The sequence below is a fragment of the Paenimyroides ceti genome (genome assembly GCF_030409925.1).
In genome coordinates this window covers 2,388,624-2,414,199 of record NZ_JAUFQU010000001.1, presented here as the reverse complement: position 1 = coordinate 2,414,199, position 25,576 = coordinate 2,388,624, and the positions used below count along the sequence as shown (strand labels likewise).

Here is a 25,576-nt window from a genome sequence, read left to right as displayed (position 1 = left end):
TTTTCTGTGGTATAAGTAAATTCTTTTTCTAACTATTTGTAATAATAAATTCAAATTTTATACCACTATAAAAAAATAAGGAAAATAGGTCCCTAATACTCTTTCTAATGTGAAACCTTGTGTAATGTTTCTACATTTTGTTGAATAAAAAAGAGGAATTTATATAAATTCCTCTTTTTTATCTTTTATTTTCTGTGTAAATCGATTCTGTAATTTACTTTATCCCAATCTATCAGTTTAAAGTAATTATCTATATACTCCGCTCTTTTGTTCGTATACTTTAAATAATAAGCATGCTCCCAAACATCAAGATTCAAGATAGGATAACCTTTAATCTCCTGAAAGCCCATTAATGGATTGTCCTGATTAGCCGTTGTAATGATTTTTAACGCTCCGTTATCTGTCATAATCAACCATGCCCATCCTGATCCGAATACGCCAGTTCCGGCTTTTTTAAACTGCTCTTTAAAGGCATCGTATGAACCAAAATCTCTCGTGATCAGTTCTGCAGCTTTACCTGTTGGTTTTCCACCTTTTTTAGGACCTAATATCTCCCAAAAGATGTTGTGGTTATAATATCCTCCAGCATTATTTCTTAAAAAGCTGTCTTTTCCATCGATTCCGATTAGTATTTCTTCTATAGATTTAGATTCTAACTCGGTTCCTTTTACAGCTTCATTAAGGTTATTTGTGTATCCTACATGGTGTTTTGCGTAGTGTGTTTCCACTGTTTTCGCATCCATATAAGGCTCAAGATCAGCATACCCGTAATTCAGTCCTAACATTTTGAAAGCTCCTTCGTTTGCTTTTACATCGTTCGGATTTGAGGTAGTTTCACTTGTTGTAGTTGTTGATGTAGCCTGAGGTACATCTACTTCTTCTAAAGTTGACTTTTTGTTACAACTAATAAAAGCGGCAATTATAATACTTGCAATAAAGACTTTTTTCATAATTCTAAAGATTTTATCAGGTTAATATATTCTATTTTTGCTTGTTCACTAGTCAAATGGCTTATCTGCATCCATGCATTGAATTTAAAAGCTTTTACAAGATCATCCTGTTGGTTATCATGCATTTGTAGGGTGTCTGATGTAGCCTGTTTATAATAGGCGTAAATTCTCAGTTTTACATCTGACGGTATTTTAGAATCTGTAGAAGAGGCTTTCTTATATGCTTCTAAAAATTCTTTATTGAGCTGATCGTCCATTATTTTATGGCAATAACTGTTTTATTTCCTTTTGCTTTTTGTTTCAGTTCTACATTTAATTTTGTTCCTAAAGGCAGATATAAATCTACCCGAGAACCAAATTTGATAAAACCTGCATCTTCACCTTGTATAGCTCTTTGTCCTTCTTTCGCGTAATTTACGATTCGTTTGGCCAGTGCTCCTGCAATCTGACGGTACATAACCTCTCCGAAAACAGGATTGTCTATAACAACCGTTGTGCGTTCATTTTCTTCGCTGGCTTTCGGATGCCATGCTACTAAATATTTTCCCGGGTGGTATTTACTATATTTTACCATACCGTTTAAGGCATATCTTGTAACATGGACATTGATGGGTGACATAAATATGGACACCATCAACCTTTTGTCTTTGAAATATTCTGGTTCGAACACTTCTTCTATTACAACAACTTTGCCATCTACCGGTGCAAGGATTAAATGATCTTCTATAGCATCAACATTTCGCTTCGGATTTCTGAAAAACTGAAGTACAATAATCAAAAATACAAGCATTACTACCTGAACAAATGTTTTTAGCCAATGTAGCTGAGCCGGAATGATATAATCTGCGAGTAAAATAAGTGCTACAGTAACGATTACAGATCCTAAAATTATTTTTGCGCCTTCTTTATGAAACATTATAATAAAATTTGATACATTAAAAATATAAATGGAGCAGCGAATAATACACTGTCCAAACGATCCAGAATACCGCCATGTCCCGGCATAATATTACCACTGTCTTTGACCTGTGCCTGTCGTTTGAATTTTGATTCAACAAGATCACCTATAGTGCCAAATAAGCTTAATATTAGAGCGCTTATAATCCCCGTTGTGACTGTGAAATACTGAAAGTAAATACTCAGTATGCATGCTGCACAGACAGAGGCTATAAACCCCCCGATAAATCCTTCAATTGTTTTTTTGGGAGAAATCTTTTCATATAATTTATGCTTGCCAAACGCCCTGCCACAAATATAAGCAAAAGTATCGTTAACCCATATTAAGATAAAAATACCAATGATGATAAATGGATTATAAGTATTGCTAAGAAACGGCAGTTGCAACAGTATTAAAAACGGTATAAGTATATAACCTGACAAAAACAGGATTTTTATATAAGATGCTTCTTTTATTTCCAGTTTATTTTTAAACAGGTCTGCAATCAGATAGGCAGAAAAGGGGAGTCCAATCAATAATAATCCGGATAAATCTGAATTTGTACGGATCAAATAAAACACTAATAAGCTGAAAACAGTTGCTATAACGGCTGTTTTAAGAGGAATTCTATAGAGTTTAGAAAATTCGTAGACACCCGTAAGTAAAAAGAAAAGAAATAATAATTGAAAAGTCCAGTCGCTGTATAATGTTGCTCCTATTAGGAGAAGTATATATACAATGCCGGATAGGGAACGTATAACATTTTCAGACATTCTATAAATCTTCAAGAAGTAATAAATAGAGATTTTTTGGTTCGATTCCGTATTGAAGGAAATCATCCGATACTCTTTCTTTGAAACACTGCAGCGTGGTAATATTGGAAGGAATATTAGAACCGTATTTGTATTTTATTTTTCTGAGTCCGTCACTTTTGGTACGTGTTATCTGACTTGTTCTGCCAATTACAATAATGTTTTTAGGCAGTTCGTTAGATTTATAGTGTAAGAACTGTTTAGATGAAAATAAGATAGATCCATCCTGAGAAATCAAACCCTCACAGTTGCAGAGAAAAAACAAAGGATTTACCGGGTTTTTATAAAGTAACCGATTCTCAATCAGATAAGATTGTAAAGGTAATTCGAAAGTCTGTGCCTCTATTTCAAACCAATCATTTTCCTGTAGAATGCTGATAAATGTTTCGTTTAGATCTTCTTCATTCTCACAGTACAAAAATTTTCCTCCGTTATTTTTAAAATTTAAAGTAAATTCTTCATCAAGGGGTACGATTTTATCAGGCAAATACTTGCTTTCCTTTTCTTCATCGTTCTCCCGTAAGGAAGGTACAATGTTTCCCAGTATCTTTTTAAAAATATTCATAGCTTAATTTTAGTTTCAGCCGAAACATATACATTATTCAAAGATAAAAAAAATCCCAGTTTAACAAAATGTTAAACCGGGGATTTTTAGTATGTTCAAAATTAGCTTATTGAGCTGTATTATCAGGTGATATTTCCGTTGTATCTTCAATGATTTCCTTGTCAAAAGGTCTTTTTCCGAAAATTGTTTCTAAATCTTCTTTAAAAATGACTTCTTTTTCACATAATAAATCAGCCAATTTAATCAATTTATCTTTGTTCTCAGTCAATATCTGAATCGCTCTCTGATACTGTCCTTCGATCATCTGTGATATCTCCTTATCAATAAGTTTTGCCGTCTCTTCTGAATACGGTTTTGAGAAGTTGTATTCGCTTTGACCTGAAGAATCATAATAGGTTATGTTACCTAATTTATCATTAAGTCCGTAAACGGTAACCATTGCTTTTGCCTGTTTGGTTACTTTCTCAAGATCGCTTAAAGCGCCTGTAGATATTTTGTCAAATACTACTTTCTCTGCTGCTCTTCCGCCCATCGTAGCACACATTTCATCCAACATTTGTTCTGTTCTCACAATCTGGCGCTCAGTTGGTAAATACCAAGCTGCTCCGAGGCTGATGCCTCTTGGTACAATGGTGACTTTAACCAAAGGAGAGGCGTGTTCTGTAAGCCAGCTCACAGTAGCATGACCTGCTTCGTGGATAGCAATCGCATATTTTTCTTCCGGGCTGATGATTTTGTTTTTCTTTTCCAATCCACCTACAATCCTGTCTACGGCATCCAGAAAATCTTGTTTATCAACCTGTTTTTTATCTTTTCTTGCAGCAGTAAGAGCAGCTTCATTACATACATTGGCAATATCTGCTCCTGAGAATCCCGGAGTTTGTTTTGCTAAGAAGTCAATATCAAGATTGTCAACTTTTTTAATTTTACGCAAGTGTACTTCAAAGATTTGTTTTCTTTCACGAACATCTGGTAAGTCAACATAAATCTGTCTGTCAAATCGACCTGCACGCATCAGGGCACTGTCGAGTATCTCTGCACGGTTGGTAGCGGCCAATACAATAACATTGGTATTGGTTCCAAAACCATCCATTTCTGTTAAAAGCTGATTCAGAGTGTTTTCGCGTTCGTCGTTAGAACCCGAAAAATTACTTTTTCCTCTTGCACGACCGATAGCATCTATTTCATCAATAAAGATGATAGCAGGTGATTTTTCTTTTGCCTGTTTGAACAGATCTCTTACGCGGGATGCTCCGACACCTACAAACATTTCTACGAAATCAGAACCTGAAAGAGAAAAGAAAGGTACTCTTGCTTCACCTGCTACAGCTTTCGCCAAAAGAGTTTTTCCTGTCCCCGGAGGTCCTACCAACAAAGCTCCTTTCGGTATTTTTCCCCCGATAGAAGTATATTTCTCAGGATTTTTAAGAAATTCAACGATTTCAACAATTTCTTCTTTTGCTCCTTCAAGACCTGCAACATCCTGAAAAGTGATTTTTACATCATTTTTCTCATCAAACAGTTTTGCTTTAGATTTTCCTATAGAAAAAATCTGACCACCTCCACCGCCACCTGCTCCTCCGGTCATACGACGCATCATAAATAACCAGAATCCGATGATGATGATTAAAGGCAGAAAACTGAAAAAGATATCACTCCAGTTACTGTCTTTTTCCGGTGTATATTCTTTAATTTTTCCTTCAGCACGTGCTTCCTCAAGTTTCTTTTCAAATAATTCAGGGTTGGCAATATCTACAAGATATTCCGGTCCTCTCTCGGACATTTGACCGATGATGTTATTTGATTTTTTGTTGTCTTCTGTAGCTTTTTGAGCTGCTTCTGTCAGATAAATTTTTGCGGATGTTCTGCTGAAAAGTACTTTTTCAACATCTCCTTTATCTAAAAAATCATAAAATTTAGAAATAGAAATGGTTTTAGAACTTCCAAAACCGGAACTATTAGAGAAAAAATTGAATCCAATAATAACCAGTATTATTGTCCCATATAAAAACCAAGGATTAAACCTCGGTTTGTTAGACTTTATCTTAGACATGCATTATTGTGTTTTAGAGTTAGTTTGAACCTGGACAAATTTAGCATCACCCCATAAATCTTCAATATTATAATACTCTCTGGTTTCTTTCTGAAAGATGTGAACAACTATGTTTACATAGTCCATTAAAACCCAATTCGCCTGTTCTGTACCTTCTACATGCCAGGGTTTATCTTTTAATTCTTTGGAAACAGTTTTTTGAATGGATCCGGAGATGGCATTTACCTGAGTGTTTGAATTTCCATCGCAGATAACAAAGTAATCACATACCGTGTTTTCAATTTCGCGTAAATCCAATATAGCAATATTTTCTCCTTTTACGTTGTCTATTCCTTCAATTATTAGGGCTAATAATTCTTCGTTGTTAATTTTGTTTTTTGTCATCTATCTATTTTCTGAAACTTATCATCTGCAAATTTATCAAATATGAATGATTAATAAAATGTAAATTTGTCGTGTAAATTGTTTTATTTATATAAATGAATATAATCAAACTCAATGCCATACCCTCTACCAACGATTATTTAAAAGAATTGTCAGTACGTTTGGAAATAGAAGATTTTACTGTTGTTATAGCAGATTTTCAAACCAAAGGAAAAGGGCAAATGGGAACTCAATGGTTGACTGAGCCTAATACCAATCTAACTTTTAGCTTGTTACTGAATGGTGATTACCTAAAGATAGAGTCTATTTTTTCTTTGAATATTATGGTGGCTAACAGTGTTATTTATGCCTTGAAAAAGTTTGGCTTACAGCATATAGCGGTCAAATGGCCAAACGACATTTTGTCATATAATAAAAAACTATGTGGTATACTGATCGAAAATAACATCAAATCTGACGGATCGATACAGTCTGTTGTCGGTATTGGAATTAATCTTTTGCAAAAAGATTTTAGCGGATTGCCAAAAGCAACTTCTGTTCTTGAATGTTCAGGTCTTGTGATCGATAAAATCGAACTGATGAAAACAATTGTGTACAGTTTAAAAGAAAAAATGCAGCACTTTTTGGAAATAGTTGAGTTTGAGTGGCAATATTATCATGAAAATCTCTACAAGAAAGGTACGGCCATGATGTTCGAAGACGAAAAAAAACACCGTTTTCCGGGAATTATTCAAAAAGTCAACAAAAATGGACAGTTAGAAGTAATGTTGGAAAACGATGTTGTTGCATCATTTAACCTCAAAGAGATTAAAATGCTGTATTAATCTTCCGGAACAAATTTTAAAGAAATAGAGTTCATACAATATCTGTTACCGGTAGTTTCCTTCGGCCCGTCTTCAAAGATATGACCAAGATGGCCCTCACATTGAGAACAAACTACTTCTGTGCGGATCATTCCGTGAGATACATCTCTTACATATTTTACGGAACCTTCGATAGACTGATCAAAAGAAGGCCATCCGCAGTGTGAATCAAATTTCGCATCCGATGTAAATAGCTTGTTTCCACAGGCAGCACATACATAATATCCTTTCTCAAAAAAATCATTGTATTTGCCTGTGTGTGGCCGTTCGGTTCCTTTTTCTCTGAGAACATAGTATTCTTCAGGAGTTAATTTTTCTTTCCATTTTTGATCTTCTGTGTTCATGGTACTGGGTTTAGAGATTGCTGATTCATACTTGTTTTGTTTGCAGTTTATGAAAAAGAGCGTGTAAAAGATAATCATCAGTGGACTAATCTTTTTCAATAAATTCTTTAATTTTTTGTAATACATTTCCATTTCCTAATATTTTCCTATGCCCTAATTTTTCGGTGAGGTACAATTCTGCATTGGGTGCTTTACTGTATATATGCTCGGCAGCTGTGTAAGGGACATCCAGATCATTTCTGTCATGAATGATAAGAACAGGTATTTTTACTTTTTGTATTTGATTACTGATGGTATAGTTGTCAATGTTTTCATTATATGTTTTTTCAAAAAGCTCTTTGAGTTTAATCCCAATCTTTGGTTTAAGACCTATTCTTTTGATAAAATCATCCATAATATCCTGTATAATATCTCCACTTCCAATAATAACAGCTTTTCGCGCTTGAAATCCTCTGCTTAACACATTAATTGCCGTCATTCCTCCGAGAGAGTGACCTATGACAATGTCAAAACCGTCATATTTACGTTCCAAAACAAAGGCAGCTTCCATAAATTCGGTCATTACTGATGTGTTTTTTGAAGCTTTTCCATGACCCGGTGCATCAAAACTAATTACTGTATATCCGGACTGTGTCAATTCTTTTGCGATAGAAAAAAGCTGAGTACCTCTGCCATTCCAGCCATGGATGAGCAATGCTTTTTTTGTTCCGTTTCCGTTTTCATATACCAGAATATCTTTTTTAGCCTTTGGTAATTCTAAAGGATATTTTACTGAAAAAGTATCCATATGTATTTCACGTTTTGGAAGTGGAAATTTAAATGGGGTAATAAAAAGCTTCATAGCCAGTTTCGTAGCCCACTTATTCGATAAAAACGATAAAGCTTTAACGGAGGATCTAATATATTGAGGTATCTGAACTGTACTTGTATTCTTATTTTTCATTGCGAATCCAAAAAAACTTACTAAAAAGTTATAAGTGAATACCAAATTTACAAAATGTTAGCTGGTTTAAGGTTTTTTAGTATTTTGTTTAACATAAGTTTTTGAGCAAAAAAAAAATAATTAATTTTGAAAAAAGTATGTTATGAAAACGAAAAACATTTTTATTCTAAGCAGTGCCGCAGCATTAGTGATGGCATGTGCTACAAACCCGTTGACAGGGAAGAAAACCTTAGCCCTGACGAATGAAGACACGGAACTTATTCCGGCGGCCTATCAGCAGTACTCAACATTTCTGAAGGAAAATAAGGTAATAAAAAATACCGCTGATGCAAAAATGGTAAACACCGTTGGCCAGAATATAAAGATGGCAGCTGAAAAATGGATGCGTTCAAAAGGGTATGAGAGCCAGATTGCCAACTATAAATGGGAATATAATCTTGTACAAAGTAACGAAATCAATGCATGGTGCATGCCCGGAGGGAAAATTGCTGTTTACACAGGAATTATGAAAGTAACACAGAATGAAACGGGATTAGCCACTGTAATGGGACATGAGGTAGCTCATGCTCTTTTAAGTCACAGCCGTCAGAGGGTAGATAAGGCAATATTGCAGTCTGGTATCGGTAAAGCATTGGGAGCTGCAACTGCTAACAGTACTGAGGTGTTGCAACAAGGGCTTGGTATGGTGTATGGAATCGGATCTAACCTGACAATGATGGCATATAGTAGAAGTAATGAATCAGAAGCTGACCGTCTGGGATTAATACTTATGGCTATTGCAGGGTACAATCCGGATCAGGCAGTATCTTTCTGGGATCGCATGGAAAAAGTGAGCTCAGGCAGCACTCCTGAATTTTTAAGCACGCATCCGAGTAATCAAACCCGAATAAATGATATTAAAAAGCTGATTCCGGAAGCCAAAGCAGAAGCCGCTAAATTTGGTAAGAAATAATAGTATATTTGAAGCAGCCAATCCTGGCTGCTTTTTAATTTTTTAGTATGAAAAACTTTATCAAAGGAGATAAAAAAGTTCTGAATTCATGGGCTTTTTATGACTGGGCAAATTCGGTATATGCTTTGGTCATTTCATCTTCCATATTTCCATTGTTTTACGGAGCCTTATTTCGCATTGAAGGAATAGATTCTTATTCTTTTTTCGGAGTAGATACTCCGAGTGAATCCATCATAAGCTATGTTACTGCCATTGGTTTTTTAATTATTGCTTTTATTTCTCCAATACTTTCAGGTGTAGCTGATTACCTTGGTAATAAAAAGTTTTTTCTCAAACTCTTTTGCTTAATAGGTTCTCTGTCATGTATGATGCTTTTCTTTTTTAGTTTAGAATCTTTTACATTCGGGCTCCTTTTTTATGGATTGGCATTAATTGGTTTTTGGGGAAGTCTGGTTTTTTATAACTCCTATCTTCCGGACATTGCTTATGAAGAACAACAGGATAAAATTAGTGCCAAAGGATATTCCTTAGGATATATAGGCAGTGTTATCTTACTCCTTATCAATCTGGCAATGTTACTGAAATATGAATCTTTTGGATTTGAGAATGAATTACAAGCCATGCGCTGGTCTTTTCTGCTCGTTGGTATCTGGTGGTTGGGATTCAGTCAGATTTCCTATCGCAACCTTCCGGATTTAAGAAACGACAAAAAGATTTCAAAAGCAGTGTTTTTTTCAGGTGGCAAAGAATTATCAAAAGTATGGGAATTGCTTAAAAATCTTCCTGTATTGAAAGGTTACTTGCTCGCTTTTTTCGTATATAGTATGGCCGTTCAAACCGTTATGATTATTGCTGCCTATTTTGGTGAAAAAGAAGTAGCGTGGGAAACGGATTCTCAACGTACTTCCGGACTTATCATCAGCATATTGCTTATTCAGATTATTGCGGTAATCGGCGCCATCCTAACTTCAAAACTATCTTCAAAGATTGGTAATATCAAAACATTAATTTTTATAAACCTGTTTTGGATAGCCATTTGTGTTATAGCCTATTTTGTGGTCACTCCGGTTCAGTTTTATGTTACAGCGGGTCTGGTAGGTTTTGTGATGGGAGGTATTCAGTCTTTATCCAGATCGACTTATTCCAAATTATTGCCTAAGACATCAGATACAACCTCTTTTTTTAGTTTTTATGACGTAACGGAAAAAATAGGAATTGTAATAGGTATGTTTATGTATGGATTTGTAACTCAGATTACAGGCAGAGTACAAAATGCCATCTTATTTTTAGTTGTTTTTTTCATAATCGGTGTCATCTTACTCATCCGTTTAAATAAATTAGACAGCAGATTAGTTAAAAAATGATATTAAAAGTCTTTTGCATTTCTCTTTTTAAAAAATAATTTTATATTTGGAAAAATTTAACATTCAAGTCCGTTATGAGAAAAATAAAACAACTTGTTCTAATATTGATAGCCACTGCAGGATTACTGTCTTGTGAAGCTGAGAAAATTGATGAAGTAGTAAAAGACGATAGCTTACCGGGTAAAGCCATATTAAGGTTTCAATTAAACGGTATTACGCGGATTGCAAAAGGGGACGATGTTAAAGTATTTCTGGAAGGAAATTTTATTACGCTTCAGGCAACAATTAAAGATGTAAATACTGATTTCTCACCTGTTGTTTTAAAGATTAAAATGACAAAACTGGCTACAGGGTTTTATCCTACCAACTATACATCTTTGATAGATCCTCAAAATCCGGTGCCTATCAATCAATTGCAATATACCTATGCTACATTTAAGGATAGAGATCTTACATGGGAATACAGTACACAAAATGTTGAAACCATAACAGATATGGGTTCATTGGTAGTCAATACTATTAATGTCAATGCACAATATTTTGAAGGTACTTTTTCATACACCATGAATCCTCCAAAAGAAGTTAACGGATTGCCATTGAATCCCGTTCCGTCACCTATCAAAATTGAAAACGGATATTTTGAATATGTGAAATATCAAACATCCAATTAGATCATCAAAAAATAATATAATGTAGAAATCCCGATAGAATGTCGGGATTTTTTTATGGCACAAAGATTGACTTATTTGTTATGTTATACATAAGTATATCTTTTAAAACATTTAAAATCAATTTGTTGTAGAATTACAAGGTGTTTTTATAAATCATGTAAGCAAAGATTATGACAAATTGTCCGAAAACAATATGGCACAAGAAAAAATAATTTCACTTGACAATTTATCTTTACAGGAATTAGATGGTAATTCTGAATTTATTCCTCTTTTATCTGCTCAGGATGAGGAAGATATGAATAAGGAAAAATTACCTGTTGATATAGCAATACTGCCTTTGCGCAATATGGTTTTATTTCCGGGAGTTGTTATTCCGATTACCGCAGGAAGAGATAAATCAATAAAATTAATCAATGATGCAAATGCTTCCAATAAAGTTATTGGTGTAGTAGCACAAATCAATGAAAATACTGAAAATCCGGAACTTGAAGATATTCATAAAATCGGAACAGTAGCAAAAATTCTCAAAGTACTGAAACTGCCTGATGGGAATATCACAGTCATTCTTCAGGGACAAAAGCGTTTTCAGGTAGAAGAAATTACACAATCAGAACCCTACCTCAAAGCAACTATTTCTGAAGTTCCGGAAACAAGGGCAGATAAAGATGATAAGGAGTTTAAAATTATTGTCGAATCACTGAAAGATGTTTCTTTACAGATTATTAATGAAAATCCTTCTCTGCCTTCAGAAGCTGGATTTGCTATTAAAAATATAGAGAGTGATTGGTTTCTGATCAATTTTGTTTCCTCAAATATGAATCTCACAGTTGAGGAAAAGCAACAATTGTTAGAAATTAATGATTTGAAAACACGCGCACTGAATACTCTTCAGAAACTCAATCTGGAATATCAGAAACTGGTATTGAAAAATGATATTCAAACAAAAGTTCGTGTAGATTTAGATCAACAGCAAAGGGAATACTTCTTAAACCAACAGATAAAAACCATTCAGGAAGAACTTGGAGGTGTTTCTAATGAGCAGGAAATAGAAGAGCTAAAAAACAAAGGAGCTAAGAAAAAATGGGATGCCAAAGTGAAAGAACAATTTGAAAAAGAATTGTCAAAGTTGCAACGTATGAACCCGCAATCCCCTGACTTTTCAATTCAGAGAAATTATCTGGAACTTTTGCTTGAATTGCCATGGAATGAATATTCCAAAGATAAATTTGATTTAAAGTCTGCTCAGAAGATATTAGACAAAGATCATTTTGGGTTAGAAGATGTCAAAAAAAGAATTATTGAGCATATGGCTGTTCTCAAACTGCGAAATGACATGAAAGCACCTATTTTGTGTTTATACGGACCTCCCGGTGTAGGTAAAACCTCAATCGGAAAGTCGATAGCACAATCATTAGGAAGAGAATATGTGAGAATTTCTTTGGGAGGACTTCGCGATGAAGCAGAAATCAGAGGACATAGAAAAACGTACATTGGAGCTATGCCGGGAAGAATAATACAGTCCATTAAAAAAGCAAAAACATCGAATCCGGTGTTTCTTTTAGATGAGATTGATAAACTTTCCAGTTCGCATAACGGTGATCCGTCTTCTGCGATGCTTGAAGTATTGGATCCGGAGCAAAACCATGAGTTTTATGATAACTTTTTGGAAATGGGGTACGATCTTTCCAAAGTTATGTTTATTGCAACTTCTAACAGTCTTAACACCATACAGCCGGCACTTTTGGATCGTATGGAAGTGATTGAAATGAATGGCTATACCATAGAAGAAAAAGTTGAAATCGGAAGAAAACACTTATTGCCTAAACAATTAAAAGAACACGGACTGGATTCAAAGGCGATCAGTATTGATAAAAAGCAAATGGAATTCATCATTGCCAATTACACCCGTGAATCCGGTGTCCGCAGGCTTGATAAACAGCTCGCTACTCTTGTCAGGGGGATTGCGAAGGCAGTGGTGATGGAAGAATCCTATAATGAAAAAATAACAGAAGCCGATATCATAAAAATTCTGGGTACACCCCGTTTTGAGTATGACAAATATGAGAATAATGAAACCGCAGGCGTAGTTACAGGTCTGGCATGGACACGTGTAGGAGGGGATATTCTTTATATAGAGTCAATTATTTCGAAAGGAAAGGGAGCACTTACCATGACAGGAAACCTCGGAACGGTAATGAAAGAATCTGCAACCATTGCATTGGAATACATCAGAGCAAATTCAGAACAATTCGGGTTGAATGCAGAAATATTTGAAAATTATAAAGTGCATGTACACGTGCCGGAAGGAGCAACTCCTAAAGACGGACCGTCTGCAGGTATTGCCATGCTAACCTCTATATTATCGAGTTTTACACAACGAAAAGTAAAGAAAAATCTTGCTATGACAGGAGAGATAACGTTAAGGGGGAAAGTACTGCCGGTAGGAGGAATTAAAGAAAAAATACTGGCAGCCAAAAGAGCTAATATTAAGGAAATCATCCTGTGTAAAGAAAATAAAAAAGATGTTGACGAAATAAAACCGGCTTATTTAACCGGATTGACATTCCATTATGTTGATCGGATGAGTGAAGTAATTGAACTGGCATTGACTCCACAGAAAGTTAAAAATGCTAAAAAGCTGGTCTAACACCTTACAGCAAAGTTTTTTAAAAAGATACATTTGAAATAATGTATCTTTTTTGTTTTTCAGACAATATAAAAATTAATATATTCGTTACGGAATAAAACACCTCTTCATGCGCAAAATATTATTATCGGTTTCTGCTCTTTTCGTTGCACAATTTGGATGGACTCAAGTAGGGGGAAATCATGCTTATCAGTTTCTGACATTGATAGGAGCTCCGCGTCAGGCAGCGTTGGGAGGAAACAATATTACGAATTATGACGGTGATGTAAACCAACCTCTATACAATCCGGCTGCCATTAACAGTGAAATGGATAACAGCTTCTCATTAAACTACGGTAAATATTACGGAGATGTAAATTTTGGTACAGCATCTTATTCCAAAACTTTTAACAATGAAAGAAGTTTTCATGTAGGAGTAACATATCTTAATTACGGTTCTATTGAAGGCTATGATGAAAACGGGTTTCAGACAGGAAGTTTTTCAGGAAATGATGTAGCCCTGTCTGTCGGATATGCGTATCATATTGACGGAACGAATTTTCATATCGGAACCAATCTTAAATTAATTTCTTCAACCTTGGAATCTTATAATTCTCTCGGGGCAGCTGCTGATATAGGCGGATTATATGTTGATCCTGACACCGGTTGGAATATAGGAATCTCTTTCCGAAATATAGGGACTCAAATAACAACTTATAACGAACTGCGGGAATCACTGCCGTTTGAAGTTATTGCAGGAATTTCTAAAAAGTTAGAAAATGTACCCATTCGCTGGCATCTGACGCTGGATAACCTTCAGAAATGGGATGTGTCATTCTCTAACCCCAACAGATCTGAAACAGATCTGGATGGAAATGTAACAGAAGAGAATGTGAGTTTCTTTAATAACCTGATCCGGCACGTAACCATAGGAACAGAATTTTTTCCGGATAAAAATTTCAATCTGAGACTTTCGTATAACTTTAGAAAAGGAGAAGAAATGAAAGTATTGGAAAACAGACATTTTTCCGGATTTTCTGCAGGTTTCGGAATTCGTGTCAAACGCTTCAGATTTGATTATTCCTATTCGAGATATACCATTGCAGCCAATACAAGCCTTTTTGGCGTTACAGTAAAATTGTAATATAATAAACACTACTACTTTGAAAAAAATAACGATTGCTATTGACGGTTTTTCATCAACCGGAAAAAGTACGCTTGCAAAACAATTAGCTGCCTATCTGGGCTATACCTATGTTGACACAGGAGCCATGTACAGAGCTGTTACTTACTATGCCATGCAGCATGACTTCATCAATACCACTTCTTTTGATAAAGAAAAACTCATTGATTCTTTAAAAGACATCCGTTTACATTTCGTTTTCAATCCTGAAATTGGCTATGCAGAAATGTATTTGAATGGACAAAATGTTGAACGGGAAATCCGGACTATAGAAGTTTCTCAGTTTGTAAGTCAGATTGCTGAAGTATCTGAAGTGCGTTCAAAGCTCGTAGAACAGCAACAGGAATTTGGCAATACAAAAGGAGTAGTGATGGATGGAAGAGATATTGGAACGGTTGTGTTTCCTAATGCAGAATTAAAATTATTTATGACTGCTTCACCTCAAATAAGAGCTGAAAGACGCTATCAGGAATTAATCGCAAAAGGAGAGAATGTTTCTTTTGAGGCTGTTTTTGAAAATGTTGTCACAAGAGATGCTATTGATACCACCAGATCAGATTCTCCTCTTATAAAAGCGGATGATGCCATAGAATTGGATAATTCTCACCTAACACGAGAGGAACAATTTATGCGCGTACTGGATTTAGTTAATCAACACTTAAAATAACCTTTTAGGAAGCTTTTTTCAAAGCTTCTTTTTTTGTTTGAAAACATCAATTAATATTGATATTTTTACACTCTTTTTAAAATTACCTAGATGGATATTAAGAATAAATTAAAAGTAACCGTTTTTCTTCAGTTTTTTGTTTGGGGAGCCTGGTTAACAACCATTGCCAATTTTTGGTTCAATACAAAACATTGGGACGGTACTCAATTCGGTTTGGTGTTCAGCACTATGGGAATTGCTTCCATTTTTATGCCTACCATTATGGGAATTATTGCCGACCGTTGGGTCAATGCAGAAAAATTATATGCACTTTTACACATACTTTATGCTGTAACTCTGTTTAGTTTGGGCAGTATCGGAACTCCAACTTCTTTTATTTCTGTTATGTTACTGGCCATGTGTTTTTATATGCCTACTATGTCTTTAAATAATTCTATTTCTTATTATTCTCTAAAAGTTAACGGCAAGGATGTTATTAAAGACTTTCCTCCGATCAGAGTCTGGGGAACTATTGGTTTCATTGTAGCGATGTGGACAACAAATCTCAGTGGAAGTAAGGCCACCGAATATCAGTTTTATATCGCAGGAACAGCAGCTATTTTACTGGCTTTGTTTTCTCTGACGTTACCTAAATGTCCACCTCAGAAAGTTCAAAAATCAACCAAAACATTTGTAGAAACGTTCGGACTTGAAGCTTTTAAATTATTCGGTAATTATAAAATGGCTTTGTTTTTTATTTTTTCCATGTTTTTAGGAGGGGCATTACAGTTGACAAATGCTTATGGAGATGTGTTTCTGGATGAATTTAAGCACTTTCCAAAATATGCAGATTCTTTTGTAGTGGAGTATTCGGGTATTATTTTGTCAATTTCTCAGATATCAGAAACCTTATTCATTTTAGCAATTCCTTTTTTCTTAAAGAAATTTGGAATCAAACAGGTTATGCTCATCAGTATGCTGGCATGGGTTCTTCGTTTTGGACTGTTTGCATATGGCGATCCTATGGGGGGATTATGGATGATTGTATTATCCTGCATCGTTTATGGAATGGCATTTGACTTTTTTAATATTTCTGGTTCTCTGTTTGTGGAGACCAATACCGACTCCAAAATCAGAGCTTCTGCGCAGGGACTTTTTATGATGATGACGAATGGTTTCGGAGCTATATTCGGAAGCATGACTGCCGGATGGGCTATTGATAAGTATTTTATTAAAACGTTTAATAATACAACAGATCTTGCTCAATATCTTGATACAGATACTACTAATAATGTATTTTTAGAGTTTTTGAAAAATAACAATATCACTGTAAATGCTGACGGTATATTCAGCAAAGAAATTTTTATGAAAGACTGGCATAATATATGGCTTACCTTCGCTGCTTATGCTCTCGTTATAGCAATATTATTTGCTTTTATGTTCAAGCATAAACACAATCCGGAAGACGTAAAAAATATCTCACATTAAAATATAAAAACCGAAAACTATGTTTTCGGTTTTTTTTTAGCTTCATCGGTTTAGATTTTAAAAAAATATGGATTTACTATTTTCTTTTATAGACTGATTTTCCTTCTTTAATCGTTTCCAGAACGAGAATATCTTTAATGTTTTCCGGAGCTATGGTCAAAGGATTTTTGTCAAGAATCACCATGTCTGCTAATTTGCCTGCTTTGAGAGAGCCTTTTCGGTCTTCTTCATGATATTGATAGGCAGCATTGATTGTAATTGCCTTAAGCGCGTCAAGAGGTGTAATTCTTTCATCAGGTCCAAGAATCTTACCACTGCGTGTTTTTCTATTAACTGCAGCGTAAATGCCTGTGAGCAGATCGGGTGGTGTTACAGGAGCATCATGATGCATGGTAAATAGTATTCCGGCTTTTTTAGCTGAATTTGCCGGGCTTATAAAGGCTGCACGTTCAGGACCAAATACGCTGGTGAGATGCCAGTCTCCCCATAGATAGACATGACTTGAAAAATAAGAAGGGATTACTCCTAAGTTTTTAATTTTCTGTATGTGATCAGGGCGACTGTTTTGAACGTGTATGAGAGTTGCCCTTAACTCAGGTTTATATATACCCTCATCTTTAAGTTTTTGTATCACGCGTATGGCCTGATCAATAGCAGCATCTCCATTTACATGTAGTTGAGCGGTAATATTATTCTCAAACAGTGTTTTTAGATCAGCATATAATACGTCATCAGTGAATATAGGAAATCCTTTATAATCTTTTGTTTGTCCTTCCGGAGGAATCAAATAGGGTATGGTGAGCCAGGCAGTTTTGCCTTGCGGAGATCCATCGTCAGAAAATTTAAACCCTCCGAGTTTCAAACGCTTATGATAGCGCATATAATCCGGTTTAAGATTTTCGAATTCGGATTTGAAGTTTTCAAAATCAGGAAAATAAATAACATCGGCTATCAACAAGTCTTTCGCCGCTGCTTCTTTTAATAAGGCGACATTTTCGCCCATCGTTCTTCCATCACAGATGGTTGTTTGCCCATAACTCAACCATTCTTCCTGTGCTTTCATCAGGTTTTTGAGAGCTTGGGTACTATCTTTTTTATCTCTTTCTTTTTCTGGGGCTATCTTTTTCATCAATACTAACAATGCTGAAAAATTGGCATTTTCTTCCAGTTTACCATTGAGTTTTCCAGTGTTTTTATCTCTGCCATAATGACCTCCTTCCGGATCTTTTACATCTTCATTGATTCCTAATAAACGAAGCATAGCTGTATTCACAACACTGGCATGACCTGAAGCGTGTAGCACAATTATCGGATTTGTAGTACTCACCGCATCTAATTCATCCCGTGTAGGATGTTTATGTTCAATCATAATCGCATCATCATAACCATTCCCGATAAGAGGCTGTTCTGCCGGTATTTTATAATCTGTAATATATTTTTTTAAAGTTTGTTGTAAATCCGGAATTGAATTTACGGTTCCGTATGGACTTGGGGAAAGATCAATAGCCATTTCCATACCTGCTTTGGAAGTAAGATGGCCGTGAGCATCTATAAAACCAGGCAGTAATGTTTTTCCTTGAAGATGGTGTTTTACCGTATTGTTATCCGTGTATTTTTCTGCTTCAGATTGAGTTCCGGTATAGAGAATTTTTCCATCTTTTATTACCAAAGCTTCAACAGACGGAACATCATCCTCCATTGTAAGAATAGGACCACCATAATATATAGCATCTGCTGTCAATTGATTTTGTGTATGCTTACAGCTGAAAACAAATGCGAGAACGAAAGCTAATGTTATCTTTTTTATGTTCATAGTATCTTTATTTAAAAGTACATATGACATAAATATACGTAATATTAGCCAGATATTAACATTTTTTGTGTTTGACTATGGTGGTTTTTTTTTGACTTTTACAGATGTTTTTATGAGACAGGAAGCTTCCTTTTAGGAAAAGATAAACTCGGTAACAATATAAATAATAAGACCTACCAAACCACCAACGATAGTTCCGTTAATACGTATGTACTGAAGATCTTTTCCTACTTCGAGTTCGAGTTTTTCACTCAATTCCTTACCATCCCAATTTTCTACAGTAGTACTGATAATAGTTCCTACTTCTTTACTGTTTCGCAATGCTAATTTATAAACGAATTGTTTTACAAAACTGTTTATTTTATCTTTCCATTGCTGATCAGTGGACAAGTTATGAGCAAGTTCATCGATGTTTTTTTCAATATAGGTATTGAGTACGGATGTTTTGTTTTCCAAATTGAGAATGATCTCTTTTTTTAGATTAAGCCAGGCGTCATTAGCATAATTTTGAATTTTTTCCATAGAAATAAATTCATTTTTAAGAGAGGTGAATTTCTGTTTCCATTCGTCGCTTGTTCGTAATTCCTCAGAAACTTCAAATAGTTTACGGGTAATTTCATTCCGTATCTCATGAGCTTCATTTTCTTCTACATCATTTAAAAAAGAAGTAATTCCTGAAATTAATTGATTGGTGACAGATTTTCCTCCGATTAATCCCAAAAGCGGTTGTTTTTCAACTACTTTATCATAGATGGCTCCTCGGTTGTTCTCTATATAGCCTTTTGCTTCAGGTATGATAAGGTTGATAAGCTTATTGTGTTCGTTATTTTCTATTATATATTCAAGGCCTTTTGAGGCAAAAACTTCAAATGGAAGATTGTCAATAGCTTCTTTACCTTTTTTTGCAAATAGGTTGCTGATCATTTCATCATCCATTTTATATAAAATACCTGATAGGAGACGGTTGATTTCCGTTGTAATCAATAGCTTATTTTTGGGCTGATTGAGCCAGTCAGAAATGAAATCCGCAACATTTAATTTGTTGATATAAGGGCGGATAGTACCTGGCGTAAGAAAATTTTCAGTAACAAAAGTTCCGAGATTATCTCCGATAGCATTTTTACTGTTTTCAATCAGGTTGGTATGGGGTATTTTTATTCCCATCGGATATCTGAATAATGCAGTAACCGCAAACCAGTCTGCAAGAGCACCTACCATTCCGGCTTCAGAAAAAGCTTTTACATAATGCATCCACGCAGCATCTGAGTATTTGATTCCATATACCATTAAAAAATAGGTAATTACCATTACTACAAATAACCCTGTTGCTATAAATTTATGTTTCCTTAATTGCTGCCTTTTGTCTATTGCCATTTTTTCCGTTTCATGAAGTTAAAAAAAGCACCGTAAAGGTGCTTTATATTATTGTATGCTATCGACATTGACTAATTCGTTGGTGTCTTTGTCATAATCAATTTCTTCAAAGTTAAAACCGAATAAATTAAAGAAATCATTTCTGTACCCTTCAATATCCGATATTGCTTCAAGGTTTTCAGTTGTTGCCTGCTCCCATAAAGCAGCTACTTCTTTCTGTACATCTTCACGCATTTCAAGATCATCTATGCGGATTCTGCCTTTTTCATCAAGAGATATTTTTTCACCACTGTATAGGGATTCTGCAAACAGACGCTGCATTTGTTCGATACAACCTTCGTGAATGCCTTTTTGTTTCATTACTTTATATAAAAGAGAAATATACAATGGCACTACCGGTATTGCAGAGCTGGATTGTGTTACCAATGCCTTGTTTACCGATACGTAAGAAATTCCGTTCAAATCTTTTAGCAGCTTATTGATCGTTGTAACAGTAGCCTCCAAATCATCTTTTGCCTTACCAATAGTACCGTTTCTGTAAATTGGATAAGTAAGTTCAGGTCCTATGTAAGAATAAGCTACCGTTTTTACACCTTCTGCTAAAACACCAGCTTCTTTCAAATCTTCCATCCAGAATTTCCAGTCTTCACCCCCCATAACGGCAATAGTGTTTTGGATATCTTCATCATTGTCTACAGGATTAATGGTGATGTCAGAAACAACACCCGTATGGAAATCTACTGTCTTATTTGTGAAAGGTTGTCCGATTGGTTTTAGTACAGATGCATAATTTACTCCTGTTTTAGGGTGTGTTCTACGCGGTGAAGCCAGACTGTAAACGACCAGATCAATCTGTCCAAGATCTTTTTTTATTAAATCAATAGTTTGTTTTTTTATCTCATCAGAGAATGCATCTCCATTGATTGATTTTGCATATAAACCGCTTGCATGTGCTTCTTTTTCAAAAGCAGCAGAATTATACCAGCCAGCTGTTCCCGGTTTGCCTTCAGCAGCAGGTTTTTCAAAAAACACACCAATAGTGGCTGCATCAGAACCAAAAGCGGCTGTGATACGCGAAGCAATACCAAAACCTGTTGATGCACCGATTACTAATACTTTTTTCGGTCCATTTTTAATTTTCCCTTTTGATTTTACGTAATCGATTTGATTTTTGATGTTTTGTAATGTTCCTTCAGGATGTGAAGTTAAACATATAAAACCTCTGGTTCTCGGTTTAATAATCATTGTTGTTACTTTTATTAATATTTTTTGAATTGTGTAAATATCAGATCAAGCTTCAAAATTACTGATTTCTCTTGTTATTGTAAAATTATTTCACATGTTCTGCTTCTATCTAAGCGCTTTGCTATTCTTCGTCTTCCTCACTTTCAAAGATCAATTCAAAGTCAGACAGTAAAATGCGTGATTTTTCTAAATCTTTTTCCAAAACAAAGATGTGTACAGCCTGATCTGCCGAACCGAATCCGGAGCGTATGGCGGACTGAATGTCATTTCTTTCAATGTACTCAACATTGTTTTCTTCCAAAATATTTTTAACTGCCAAAGCAGTAATTTCGCTACCTGAGAATATTTTTTTGTGTGTATCCATAACTTATTTTTTATTTTAAAGATAGTAAAATTATTCCACTAAGCCAATATCCGGTGTATTAACTGTTGTCTATATAATTAGGTAGGAGAGCAAAAATGTTACACACTTTACTAAAGAGATTGTCTCAGAAGAAGTTATGTCTCTTAATGGAGTTATTCATAGTAGTTTTTTGTGTCCGTAGTGTATTTCTTTTGCCGTTTTACAATATGGGATTCTATGAATGTACTGTAAAAAGGCGTTGAAAGAGAACAGAGAAGTGTATAAAAAATGATGGCTGTCTATACTATAGACAGCCATTTTTTTAAAATTTCATAACTAACCCTAAATAATAATGAAATCTTTATTTCTTATAAAATTAATATAAAATATTGAGAGTCAATGTTAAAATTTTATTTTTTATCCTGCAGTGCAAATACCGATTTCAATACATCGGTTGATCGGGCAGAAACATTATTTCGAATGTTTAATTCTTCTTTTTCAATCATCATAAAAACACCGTTTAATGCTTCTTTGGTAACATAATCTGTCAGATCTGGATTAACTTTTTTTACCATAGGTAAGGTGTTGTAATTATTAATAAGATTTTTCCATATTTTATCAGCACCCACTTTATTGAAAGATTGTTTAATAACCGGATTAAATTTTGTATACAAAGATGTACTGGTGTTTTTTTCTAAGTATTGAGTTGCAGCATTTTTATTGCCCATCAGTATGTTGCTTGCATCAGCTATGGTCATACTGGTTATGGCATTAATAAAAATAGGTGTTGCTTCTTTTACAGCATCTTCTGCTGCTCTGTTAAGTGCTTTTATACCTTCGTCAGCCAGATTGCCCAAGCCTGCTGTACGAAGTCCCTTTTCTACTTTTTCTAGCTCTGGCGGCAATCCTATTTTTACAAGAGGGTTACCAAAAAAACCATCTGTTTTAGTAAGCTTACTCACTTGTTTATCGACACCCTGCTTTAAGGCTTCTTTGAGTCCGTTTGCGATTTGTGTTTGTCCGGCACCTGTTGCTGACGACAATTCCGGTATCTGATTTGCTATTTGTTGAAGACCTGTACAGCTAAACAATGTGATAAATACTAAAGGCAATACTATTTTTTTCATATAAAATTTTTTACAGCGATATTGAAGATGAAAAGACTGTGTTTAACAGCCTTTTAAAATTATTTCTTATTATAAATATGTTCTTTTTTAAAGTGTTTTGTCAGCAGGTAATAAACAACTGCCCGATGTTTGTTTTTGTTGGAATGGCCATATTGTTCCATAACTTTAGACAGACCTTCTTCCAGAGTTTTATCATCTTTGAGTCCTAATTTTTTTATGAGAAAATTATTTTTTACGGTTTGTAATTCCTCTTTACTGGAACCGGAAACAACGGATGAATCTTTGTTATAGATCGACGGACCGCAACCAATGGTTACTTTTTCCAATAATTCCATATCTGCTGTTACACCACACTTATCTTTTAAGTCAGCTGCATATTTTTCAATTAATCCGGTTCTTTTACTCATAACAAAATATTTTTTATTTAAAGATAGAAAAAATCCTTGTTCAGGTAATATTAAATAACTTTAAAATACTCTTTGAGAATGTCCTGATTTATTTTAGTGGGAGTAAAAATTTCCAATATAGCAGGGCGTTCGTTTTGTTCTGAAAAGAGTCTGGAAAGTGATTTTTCCAGTGTTTGCTCATCTGTAGCCGTATAATATTCATAGCCAAACATTTTTGCAAGATGCGAAGCATCCAATTGGTGCTCGGTTTCGAAATAAGTATTGAAAACAGCCTGTTCCTGATGACCCGGAAGTATTCTAAAGATACCACCGCCACCATTGTTGATGAGAATAATTTTAAAATCCTTTGGCGTATAATTGTTCCAGAGTGCGTTGCTGTCATATAAAAAACCAATATCTCCTGTAATGAGTACGGTAGGCTCTTTACTCACCACAGCAGCTCCTATTGCTGTAGAAGTACTTCCGTCAATACCGCTGGTTCCACGGTTACAAAATACACGGATTGAGGGTTTTGTGTCAAAAAGTTGTGCATAACGGATAGAAGCACTGTTGCTTATTTGCAGTTGCAGATGGCCCGGAAGGTGTTTCCAAATGATATCAAATGCTTTAAAATCAGAGAAAACGATGTTTTCTAAATATTTTTGGTGTCCTTTTTTTCTGCTTTCCATAAGGGTAAGTACCCAGGATTGGTAGGGGCTGTTAATCTCTTCTGATGAGGCATACATTGCTTTAAAAAACAGATTGGGATCTGCTTTAATATGCGCATTGAGCGCCTGAAAAGTATCATAAGCTCTCAATTCATCAACATGCCAATGTGCTTTTGGTTTATATTTTCTCAGGAACGCTTTAATGCGCTTTGAAACCACCATTCCACCTGTTGTGATCAGCAAATCAGGTTGTAGTTTTTTGAAATCATCTTCATTAAAAGACGTAATCAATGTGTCAATGGTAGATACAAAGTTAGGATGATGTAGGTTGGAAGTTACTTCTGTCATTACAACCACTGAAGGGTCATTGCCAAGAAGGTTAATTATTTCTACATCCATAAAGCCCGGATTCTCAACACCAATGAGAACTAATTTTTTAGGAGTGTTGTTCCACAACTCTTTGAAAGATGTAAAATCAACAGCAGGCAAAGAGGGTTTTTCTATATGAACAAGAGCAGGTGTGTAAGTATTTTCTGCTAAAGTGTTGTATAAAGGTTCCTCGAATGGTGCATTGATGTGCACCGGTCCTTTTTTATTGATCGCTACAGATATGGCATTCTGAATAAGCAAGTCATTGGAAGCTGATGCTTCTTCTGTAAGGTTGGCGTTATACAGGCTGTGATTGTCATAAACATTTCGCTGACGAATCGTTTGTCCGTCTCCGATATCAATTTTATCAGTCGGGCGATCAGCAGAAATAACAATCAAGGGAATCTGGCTGTAAAAAGCTTCTGCGACTGCCGGATAATAATTTAAGAGAGCAGAACCTGACGTGCAAACTAAAATGGCCGGGGTAAGAGTTTGTTGTGCTATGCCCAAACCAAAAAAAGCAGCACATCTTTCATCTGCTATACTATAACAATTAAAAAAAGGATCGGAAGAAAACCCTATGGTTAATGGGGCATTTCTCGATCCTGGTGATATGATTATAGTGTTGAGTCCTTTTGCTTTAGCAATCTGAATAATGCTTTGCGCTAAAGGGATTTCGGGATGTATCATTTGAAGTACCATTTGTTACTCAAAGGTACGAACAAAGCTTGTAAAATGAAATGATAAAATATTATTTTGCTTTGATCCAATCTTTAATTTCCGCATCTGTCGGTAAAGTTCTCGGACTGATTACTTTTTCTAACTGACCTTTTTCATTGATTAAAAATTTCTGAAAATTCCACTCTACCGTAAAGTCACCTAAACCATTTTCTGATTTGGTTGTTAAGTATTTAAATAGAGGATGTATGTCTTTACCTTTTACTTTAATTTTAGCCATCATAGGAAATGTAACTCCGTAATTGGCCTGACAAAAAGCAGCGATTTCCTGATTACTTCCGGGATCCTGTCCCATAAAGTCATTGGATGGAAAACCGATGATGACAAAATTTTTGTCTTTGTATTCTGTATACAAACTTTGCAATTGTTCAAATTGAGGAGTGAGTCCGCATTCGGAAGCCGTATTGACGATCATCACTTTTTTTCCTTTTAAGGAGTTCAGATCAAAAGTATTTCCCTGAATATCTTCAACTTTAAAGTTGTAAATAGTGTTTTCGTTAGACACCATTTCTGAATCATTTGTTTTGTCTTTGTTCATCTTTGTCTGATTTGCATCGTAACAGTTAAATAAGAATAAGCTGCCGATAATTAATAGATATTTCATCTCTTACTTTTTTATAAAATTACAAAACAAGAAACGATGCATCTTAAAAAATAATGTTAAGATTCTATGCCTGTTTTTCTATTACTATAGAACGCTCTTTTATGATTTTAAAGTATTGAGAAAAAAGA

26 protein-coding genes are annotated in these 25,576 nt (G+C 35.0%); 8 read left to right on the top strand and 18 right to left on the bottom strand.

Annotated features, from left to right (window positions below):
* Nucleotides 1-185: 185 nt before the first annotated feature.
* From QW060_RS11985 to rsfS, 7 genes are all read right to left on the bottom strand, one after another.
* Nucleotides 186-950, bottom strand: a complete 765-nt coding sequence (locus QW060_RS11985) for a superoxide dismutase (protein WP_290363784.1) — start codon at nt 948-950, stop codon at nt 186-188.
* Nucleotides 947-1,207 (bottom strand): acyl-CoA-binding protein, encoded by a 261-nt coding sequence (locus tag QW060_RS11980; RefSeq protein WP_290363783.1) that lies wholly within the window; start codon nt 1,205-1,207, stop codon nt 947-949. Before QW060_RS11980 ends, QW060_RS11985 begins: the two co-directional genes overlap by 4 nt.
* A complete protein-coding gene (locus QW060_RS11975) occupies nt 1,207-1,866 on the bottom strand; it encodes a phosphatidylserine decarboxylase family protein (protein ID WP_290363782.1) in 660 nt (219 codons plus the stop codon). Before QW060_RS11975 ends, QW060_RS11980 begins: the two co-directional genes overlap by 1 nt.
* A complete protein-coding gene (locus tag QW060_RS11970) occupies nt 1,866-2,726 on the bottom strand; it encodes a phosphatidate cytidylyltransferase (protein ID WP_317623177.1) in 861 nt (286 codons plus the stop codon). Before QW060_RS11970 ends, QW060_RS11975 begins: the two co-directional genes overlap by 1 nt.
* On the bottom strand, nt 2,662-3,264 hold the full coding sequence (locus QW060_RS11965) for an LUD domain-containing protein (RefSeq protein ID WP_290363781.1): 603 nt from the start codon (nt 3,262-3,264) through the stop codon (nt 2,662-2,664). Before QW060_RS11965 ends, QW060_RS11970 begins: the two co-directional genes overlap by 65 nt.
* Nucleotides 3,265-3,370: 106 nt before the next feature.
* Nucleotides 3,371-5,317, bottom strand: coding sequence for an ATP-dependent zinc metalloprotease FtsH (gene ftsH / locus QW060_RS11960; protein WP_290363780.1), 1,947 nt, complete (start codon nt 5,315-5,317; stop codon nt 3,371-3,373).
* Nucleotides 5,318-5,320: 3 nt separating this feature from the next.
* On the bottom strand, nt 5,321-5,701 hold the full coding sequence (rsfS, locus tag QW060_RS11955; protein WP_290363779.1) for a ribosome silencing factor: 381 nt from the start codon (nt 5,699-5,701) through the stop codon (nt 5,321-5,323).
* Nucleotides 5,702-5,796: 95 nt separating this feature from the next.
* Between rsfS and QW060_RS11950 the strand changes: the two genes are divergently transcribed.
* The gene (locus QW060_RS11950; RefSeq protein WP_290363778.1) at nt 5,797-6,525 is read left to right on the top strand and encodes a biotin--[acetyl-CoA-carboxylase] ligase; all 729 of its coding nucleotides are present in this window, start codon (nt 5,797-5,799) and stop codon (nt 6,523-6,525) included.
* Here QW060_RS11950 and msrB read toward each other — a convergent pair.
* Both msrB and QW060_RS11940 read right to left on the bottom strand, forming a co-directional pair.
* Nucleotides 6,522-6,908: a peptide-methionine (R)-S-oxide reductase MsrB gene (gene msrB, locus QW060_RS11945; RefSeq protein WP_290363777.1), complete on the bottom strand. Its 387-nt coding sequence runs from the start codon at nt 6,906-6,908 to the stop codon at nt 6,522-6,524. The two genes, QW060_RS11950 and msrB, sit on opposite strands and share 4 nt — an antisense overlap.
* 85 nt (nt 6,909-6,993) lie before the next feature.
* Complete coding sequence (locus QW060_RS11940; protein WP_290363776.1) at nt 6,994-7,896, bottom strand: alpha/beta hydrolase; 903 nt, start codon at nt 7,894-7,896, stop codon at nt 6,994-6,996.
* A 97-nt stretch (nt 7,897-7,993) separates the two neighbouring features.
* On the opposite strand from QW060_RS11940, the gene QW060_RS11935 reads away from it, so the two are divergent.
* The 7 genes from QW060_RS11935 to QW060_RS11905 all read left to right on the top strand — a co-directional run bounded on the left by QW060_RS11935 (nt 7,994) and on the right by QW060_RS11905 (nt 16,781).
* Nucleotides 7,994-8,803, top strand: coding sequence for a M48 family metallopeptidase (locus QW060_RS11935; RefSeq protein ID WP_290363775.1), 810 nt, complete (start codon nt 7,994-7,996; stop codon nt 8,801-8,803).
* Nucleotides 8,804-8,850: 47 nt separating this feature from the next.
* Nucleotides 8,851-10,167: an MFS transporter gene (locus QW060_RS11930; protein ID WP_290363774.1), complete on the top strand. Its 1,317-nt coding sequence runs from the start codon at nt 8,851-8,853 to the stop codon at nt 10,165-10,167.
* A 74-nt stretch (nt 10,168-10,241) separates the two neighbouring features.
* Nucleotides 10,242-10,838 carry a hypothetical protein gene (locus tag QW060_RS11925; protein WP_290363773.1) on the top strand — a complete coding sequence of 199 codons (597 nt, stop codon included), beginning with the start codon at nt 10,242-10,244 and terminating at the stop codon, nt 10,836-10,838.
* Nucleotides 10,839-11,031: 193 nt separating this feature from the next.
* Nucleotides 11,032-13,485 carry an endopeptidase La gene (gene lon / locus QW060_RS11920; RefSeq protein ID WP_290363772.1) on the top strand — a complete coding sequence of 818 codons (2,454 nt, stop codon included), beginning with the start codon at nt 11,032-11,034 and terminating at the stop codon, nt 13,483-13,485.
* A 109-nt stretch (nt 13,486-13,594) separates the two neighbouring features.
* Nucleotides 13,595-14,608 (top strand): type IX secretion system protein PorQ, encoded by a 1,014-nt coding sequence (gene porQ / locus QW060_RS11915; protein ID WP_290363771.1) that lies wholly within the window; start codon nt 13,595-13,597, stop codon nt 14,606-14,608.
* 19 nt (nt 14,609-14,627) lie between these two features.
* Nucleotides 14,628-15,314: a (d)CMP kinase gene (gene cmk, locus QW060_RS11910; protein ID WP_290363770.1), complete on the top strand. Its 687-nt coding sequence runs from the start codon at nt 14,628-14,630 to the stop codon at nt 15,312-15,314.
* A 90-nt stretch (nt 15,315-15,404) separates the two neighbouring features.
* A complete protein-coding gene (locus QW060_RS11905; RefSeq protein WP_290363769.1) occupies nt 15,405-16,781 on the top strand; it encodes a nucleoside permease in 1,377 nt (458 codons plus the stop codon).
* A gap of 76 nt (nt 16,782-16,857) precedes the next feature.
* On the opposite strand, the gene QW060_RS11900 is transcribed toward QW060_RS11905, so the two are convergent.
* The 9 genes from QW060_RS11900 to QW060_RS11860 all read right to left on the bottom strand — a co-directional run bounded on the left by QW060_RS11900 (nt 16,858) and on the right by QW060_RS11860 (nt 25,448).
* Nucleotides 16,858-18,594, bottom strand: coding sequence for an amidohydrolase (locus QW060_RS11900; RefSeq protein ID WP_290363768.1), 1,737 nt, complete (start codon nt 18,592-18,594; stop codon nt 16,858-16,860).
* Between the two features lie 132 nt (nt 18,595-18,726).
* Nucleotides 18,727-19,968: a DUF445 domain-containing protein gene (locus QW060_RS11895; protein ID WP_290363767.1), complete on the bottom strand. Its 1,242-nt coding sequence runs from the start codon at nt 19,966-19,968 to the stop codon at nt 18,727-18,729.
* Nucleotides 19,969-20,016: 48 nt separating this feature from the next.
* Entirely contained in the window at nt 20,017-21,213 is a 1,197-nt protein-coding gene (fabV, locus tag QW060_RS11890) for an enoyl-ACP reductase FabV (protein ID WP_290363766.1), read from the bottom strand.
* Nucleotides 21,214-21,334: 121 nt separating this feature from the next.
* Nucleotides 21,335-21,577, bottom strand: a complete 243-nt coding sequence (locus QW060_RS11885; RefSeq protein WP_290363765.1) for a putative signal transducing protein — start codon at nt 21,575-21,577, stop codon at nt 21,335-21,337.
* Between the two features lie 156 nt (nt 21,578-21,733).
* Nucleotides 21,734-21,874, bottom strand: a complete 141-nt coding sequence (locus QW060_RS11880) for a hypothetical protein (protein WP_290363764.1) — start codon at nt 21,872-21,874, stop codon at nt 21,734-21,736.
* A gap of 92 nt (nt 21,875-21,966) precedes the next feature.
* Nucleotides 21,967-22,683 carry a DUF4197 domain-containing protein gene (locus tag QW060_RS11875; RefSeq protein ID WP_290363763.1) on the bottom strand — a complete coding sequence of 239 codons (717 nt, stop codon included), beginning with the start codon at nt 22,681-22,683 and terminating at the stop codon, nt 21,967-21,969.
* A 59-nt stretch (nt 22,684-22,742) separates the two neighbouring features.
* Nucleotides 22,743-23,090: a DUF2853 family protein gene (locus tag QW060_RS11870; RefSeq protein ID WP_290363762.1), complete on the bottom strand. Its 348-nt coding sequence runs from the start codon at nt 23,088-23,090 to the stop codon at nt 22,743-22,745.
* A gap of 50 nt (nt 23,091-23,140) precedes the next feature.
* A complete protein-coding gene (menD, locus tag QW060_RS11865; protein WP_290364755.1) occupies nt 23,141-24,796 on the bottom strand; it encodes a 2-succinyl-5-enolpyruvyl-6-hydroxy-3-cyclohexene-1-carboxylic-acid synthase in 1,656 nt (551 codons plus the stop codon).
* A gap of 61 nt (nt 24,797-24,857) precedes the next feature.
* Entirely contained in the window at nt 24,858-25,448 is a 591-nt protein-coding gene (locus tag QW060_RS11860) for a glutathione peroxidase (protein ID WP_290363761.1), read from the bottom strand.
* Nucleotides 25,449-25,576 lie beyond the last annotated feature (128 nt).

Coding starts and splice junctions, on each gene's coding strand:
- QW060_RS11970 (WP_317623177.1), bottom strand. CDS start 2,726: ATGATTTCCTTCAATACGGAATCGAACCAAAAAATCTCTATTTATTAC.
- QW060_RS11975 (WP_290363782.1), bottom strand. CDS start 1,866: ATGTTTCATAAAGAAGGCGCAAAAATAATTTTAGGATCTGTAATCGTT.
- QW060_RS11925 (WP_290363773.1), top strand. CDS start 10,242: ATGAGAAAAATAAAACAACTTGTTCTAATATTGATAGCCACTGCAGGA.
- QW060_RS11965 (WP_290363781.1), bottom strand. CDS start 3,264: ATGAATATTTTTAAAAAGATACTGGGAAACATTGTACCTTCCTTACGG.
- lon (WP_290363772.1), top strand. CDS start 11,032: ATGGCACAAGAAAAAATAATTTCACTTGACAATTTATCTTTACAGGAA.
- rsfS (WP_290363779.1), bottom strand. CDS start 5,701: ATGACAAAAAACAAAATTAACAACGAAGAATTATTAGCCCTAATAATT.
- QW060_RS11860 (WP_290363761.1), bottom strand. CDS start 25,448: ATGAAATATCTATTAATTATCGGCAGCTTATTCTTATTTAACTGTTAC.
- QW060_RS11900 (WP_290363768.1), bottom strand. CDS start 18,594: ATGAACATAAAAAAGATAACATTAGCTTTCGTTCTCGCATTTGTTTTC.
- QW060_RS11980 (WP_290363783.1), bottom strand. CDS start 1,207: ATGGACGATCAGCTCAATAAAGAATTTTTAGAAGCATATAAGAAAGCC.
- QW060_RS11950 (WP_290363778.1), top strand. CDS start 5,797: ATGAATATAATCAAACTCAATGCCATACCCTCTACCAACGATTATTTA.
- QW060_RS11880 (WP_290363764.1), bottom strand. CDS start 21,874: ATGGCTGTCTATAGTATAGACAGCCATCATTTTTTATACACTTCTCTG.
- QW060_RS11930 (WP_290363774.1), top strand. CDS start 8,851: ATGAAAAACTTTATCAAAGGAGATAAAAAAGTTCTGAATTCATGGGCT.
- QW060_RS11870 (WP_290363762.1), bottom strand. CDS start 23,090: ATGAGTAAAAGAACCGGATTAATTGAAAAATATGCAGCTGACTTAAAA.
- QW060_RS11985 (WP_290363784.1), bottom strand. CDS start 950: ATGAAAAAAGTCTTTATTGCAAGTATTATAATTGCCGCTTTTATTAGT.
- QW060_RS11895 (WP_290363767.1), bottom strand. CDS start 19,968: ATGGCAATAGACAAAAGGCAGCAATTAAGGAAACATAAATTTATAGCA.
- porQ (WP_290363771.1), top strand. CDS start 13,595: ATGCGCAAAATATTATTATCGGTTTCTGCTCTTTTCGTTGCACAATTT.
- ftsH (WP_290363780.1), bottom strand. CDS start 5,317: ATGTCTAAGATAAAGTCTAACAAACCGAGGTTTAATCCTTGGTTTTTA.
- fabV (WP_290363766.1), bottom strand. CDS start 21,213: ATGATTATTAAACCGAGAACCAGAGGTTTTATATGTTTAACTTCACAT.
- QW060_RS11885 (WP_290363765.1), bottom strand. CDS start 21,577: ATGGATACACACAAAAAAATATTCTCAGGTAGCGAAATTACTGCTTTG.
- msrB (WP_290363777.1), bottom strand. CDS start 6,908: ATGAACACAGAAGATCAAAAATGGAAAGAAAAATTAACTCCTGAAGAA.
- QW060_RS11875 (WP_290363763.1), bottom strand. CDS start 22,683: ATGAAAAAAATAGTATTGCCTTTAGTATTTATCACATTGTTTAGCTGT.
- QW060_RS11935 (WP_290363775.1), top strand. CDS start 7,994: ATGAAAACGAAAAACATTTTTATTCTAAGCAGTGCCGCAGCATTAGTG.
- QW060_RS11905 (WP_290363769.1), top strand. CDS start 15,405: ATGGATATTAAGAATAAATTAAAAGTAACCGTTTTTCTTCAGTTTTTT.
- menD (WP_290364755.1), bottom strand. CDS start 24,796: ATGATACATCCCGAAATCCCTTTAGCGCAAAGCATTATTCAGATTGCT.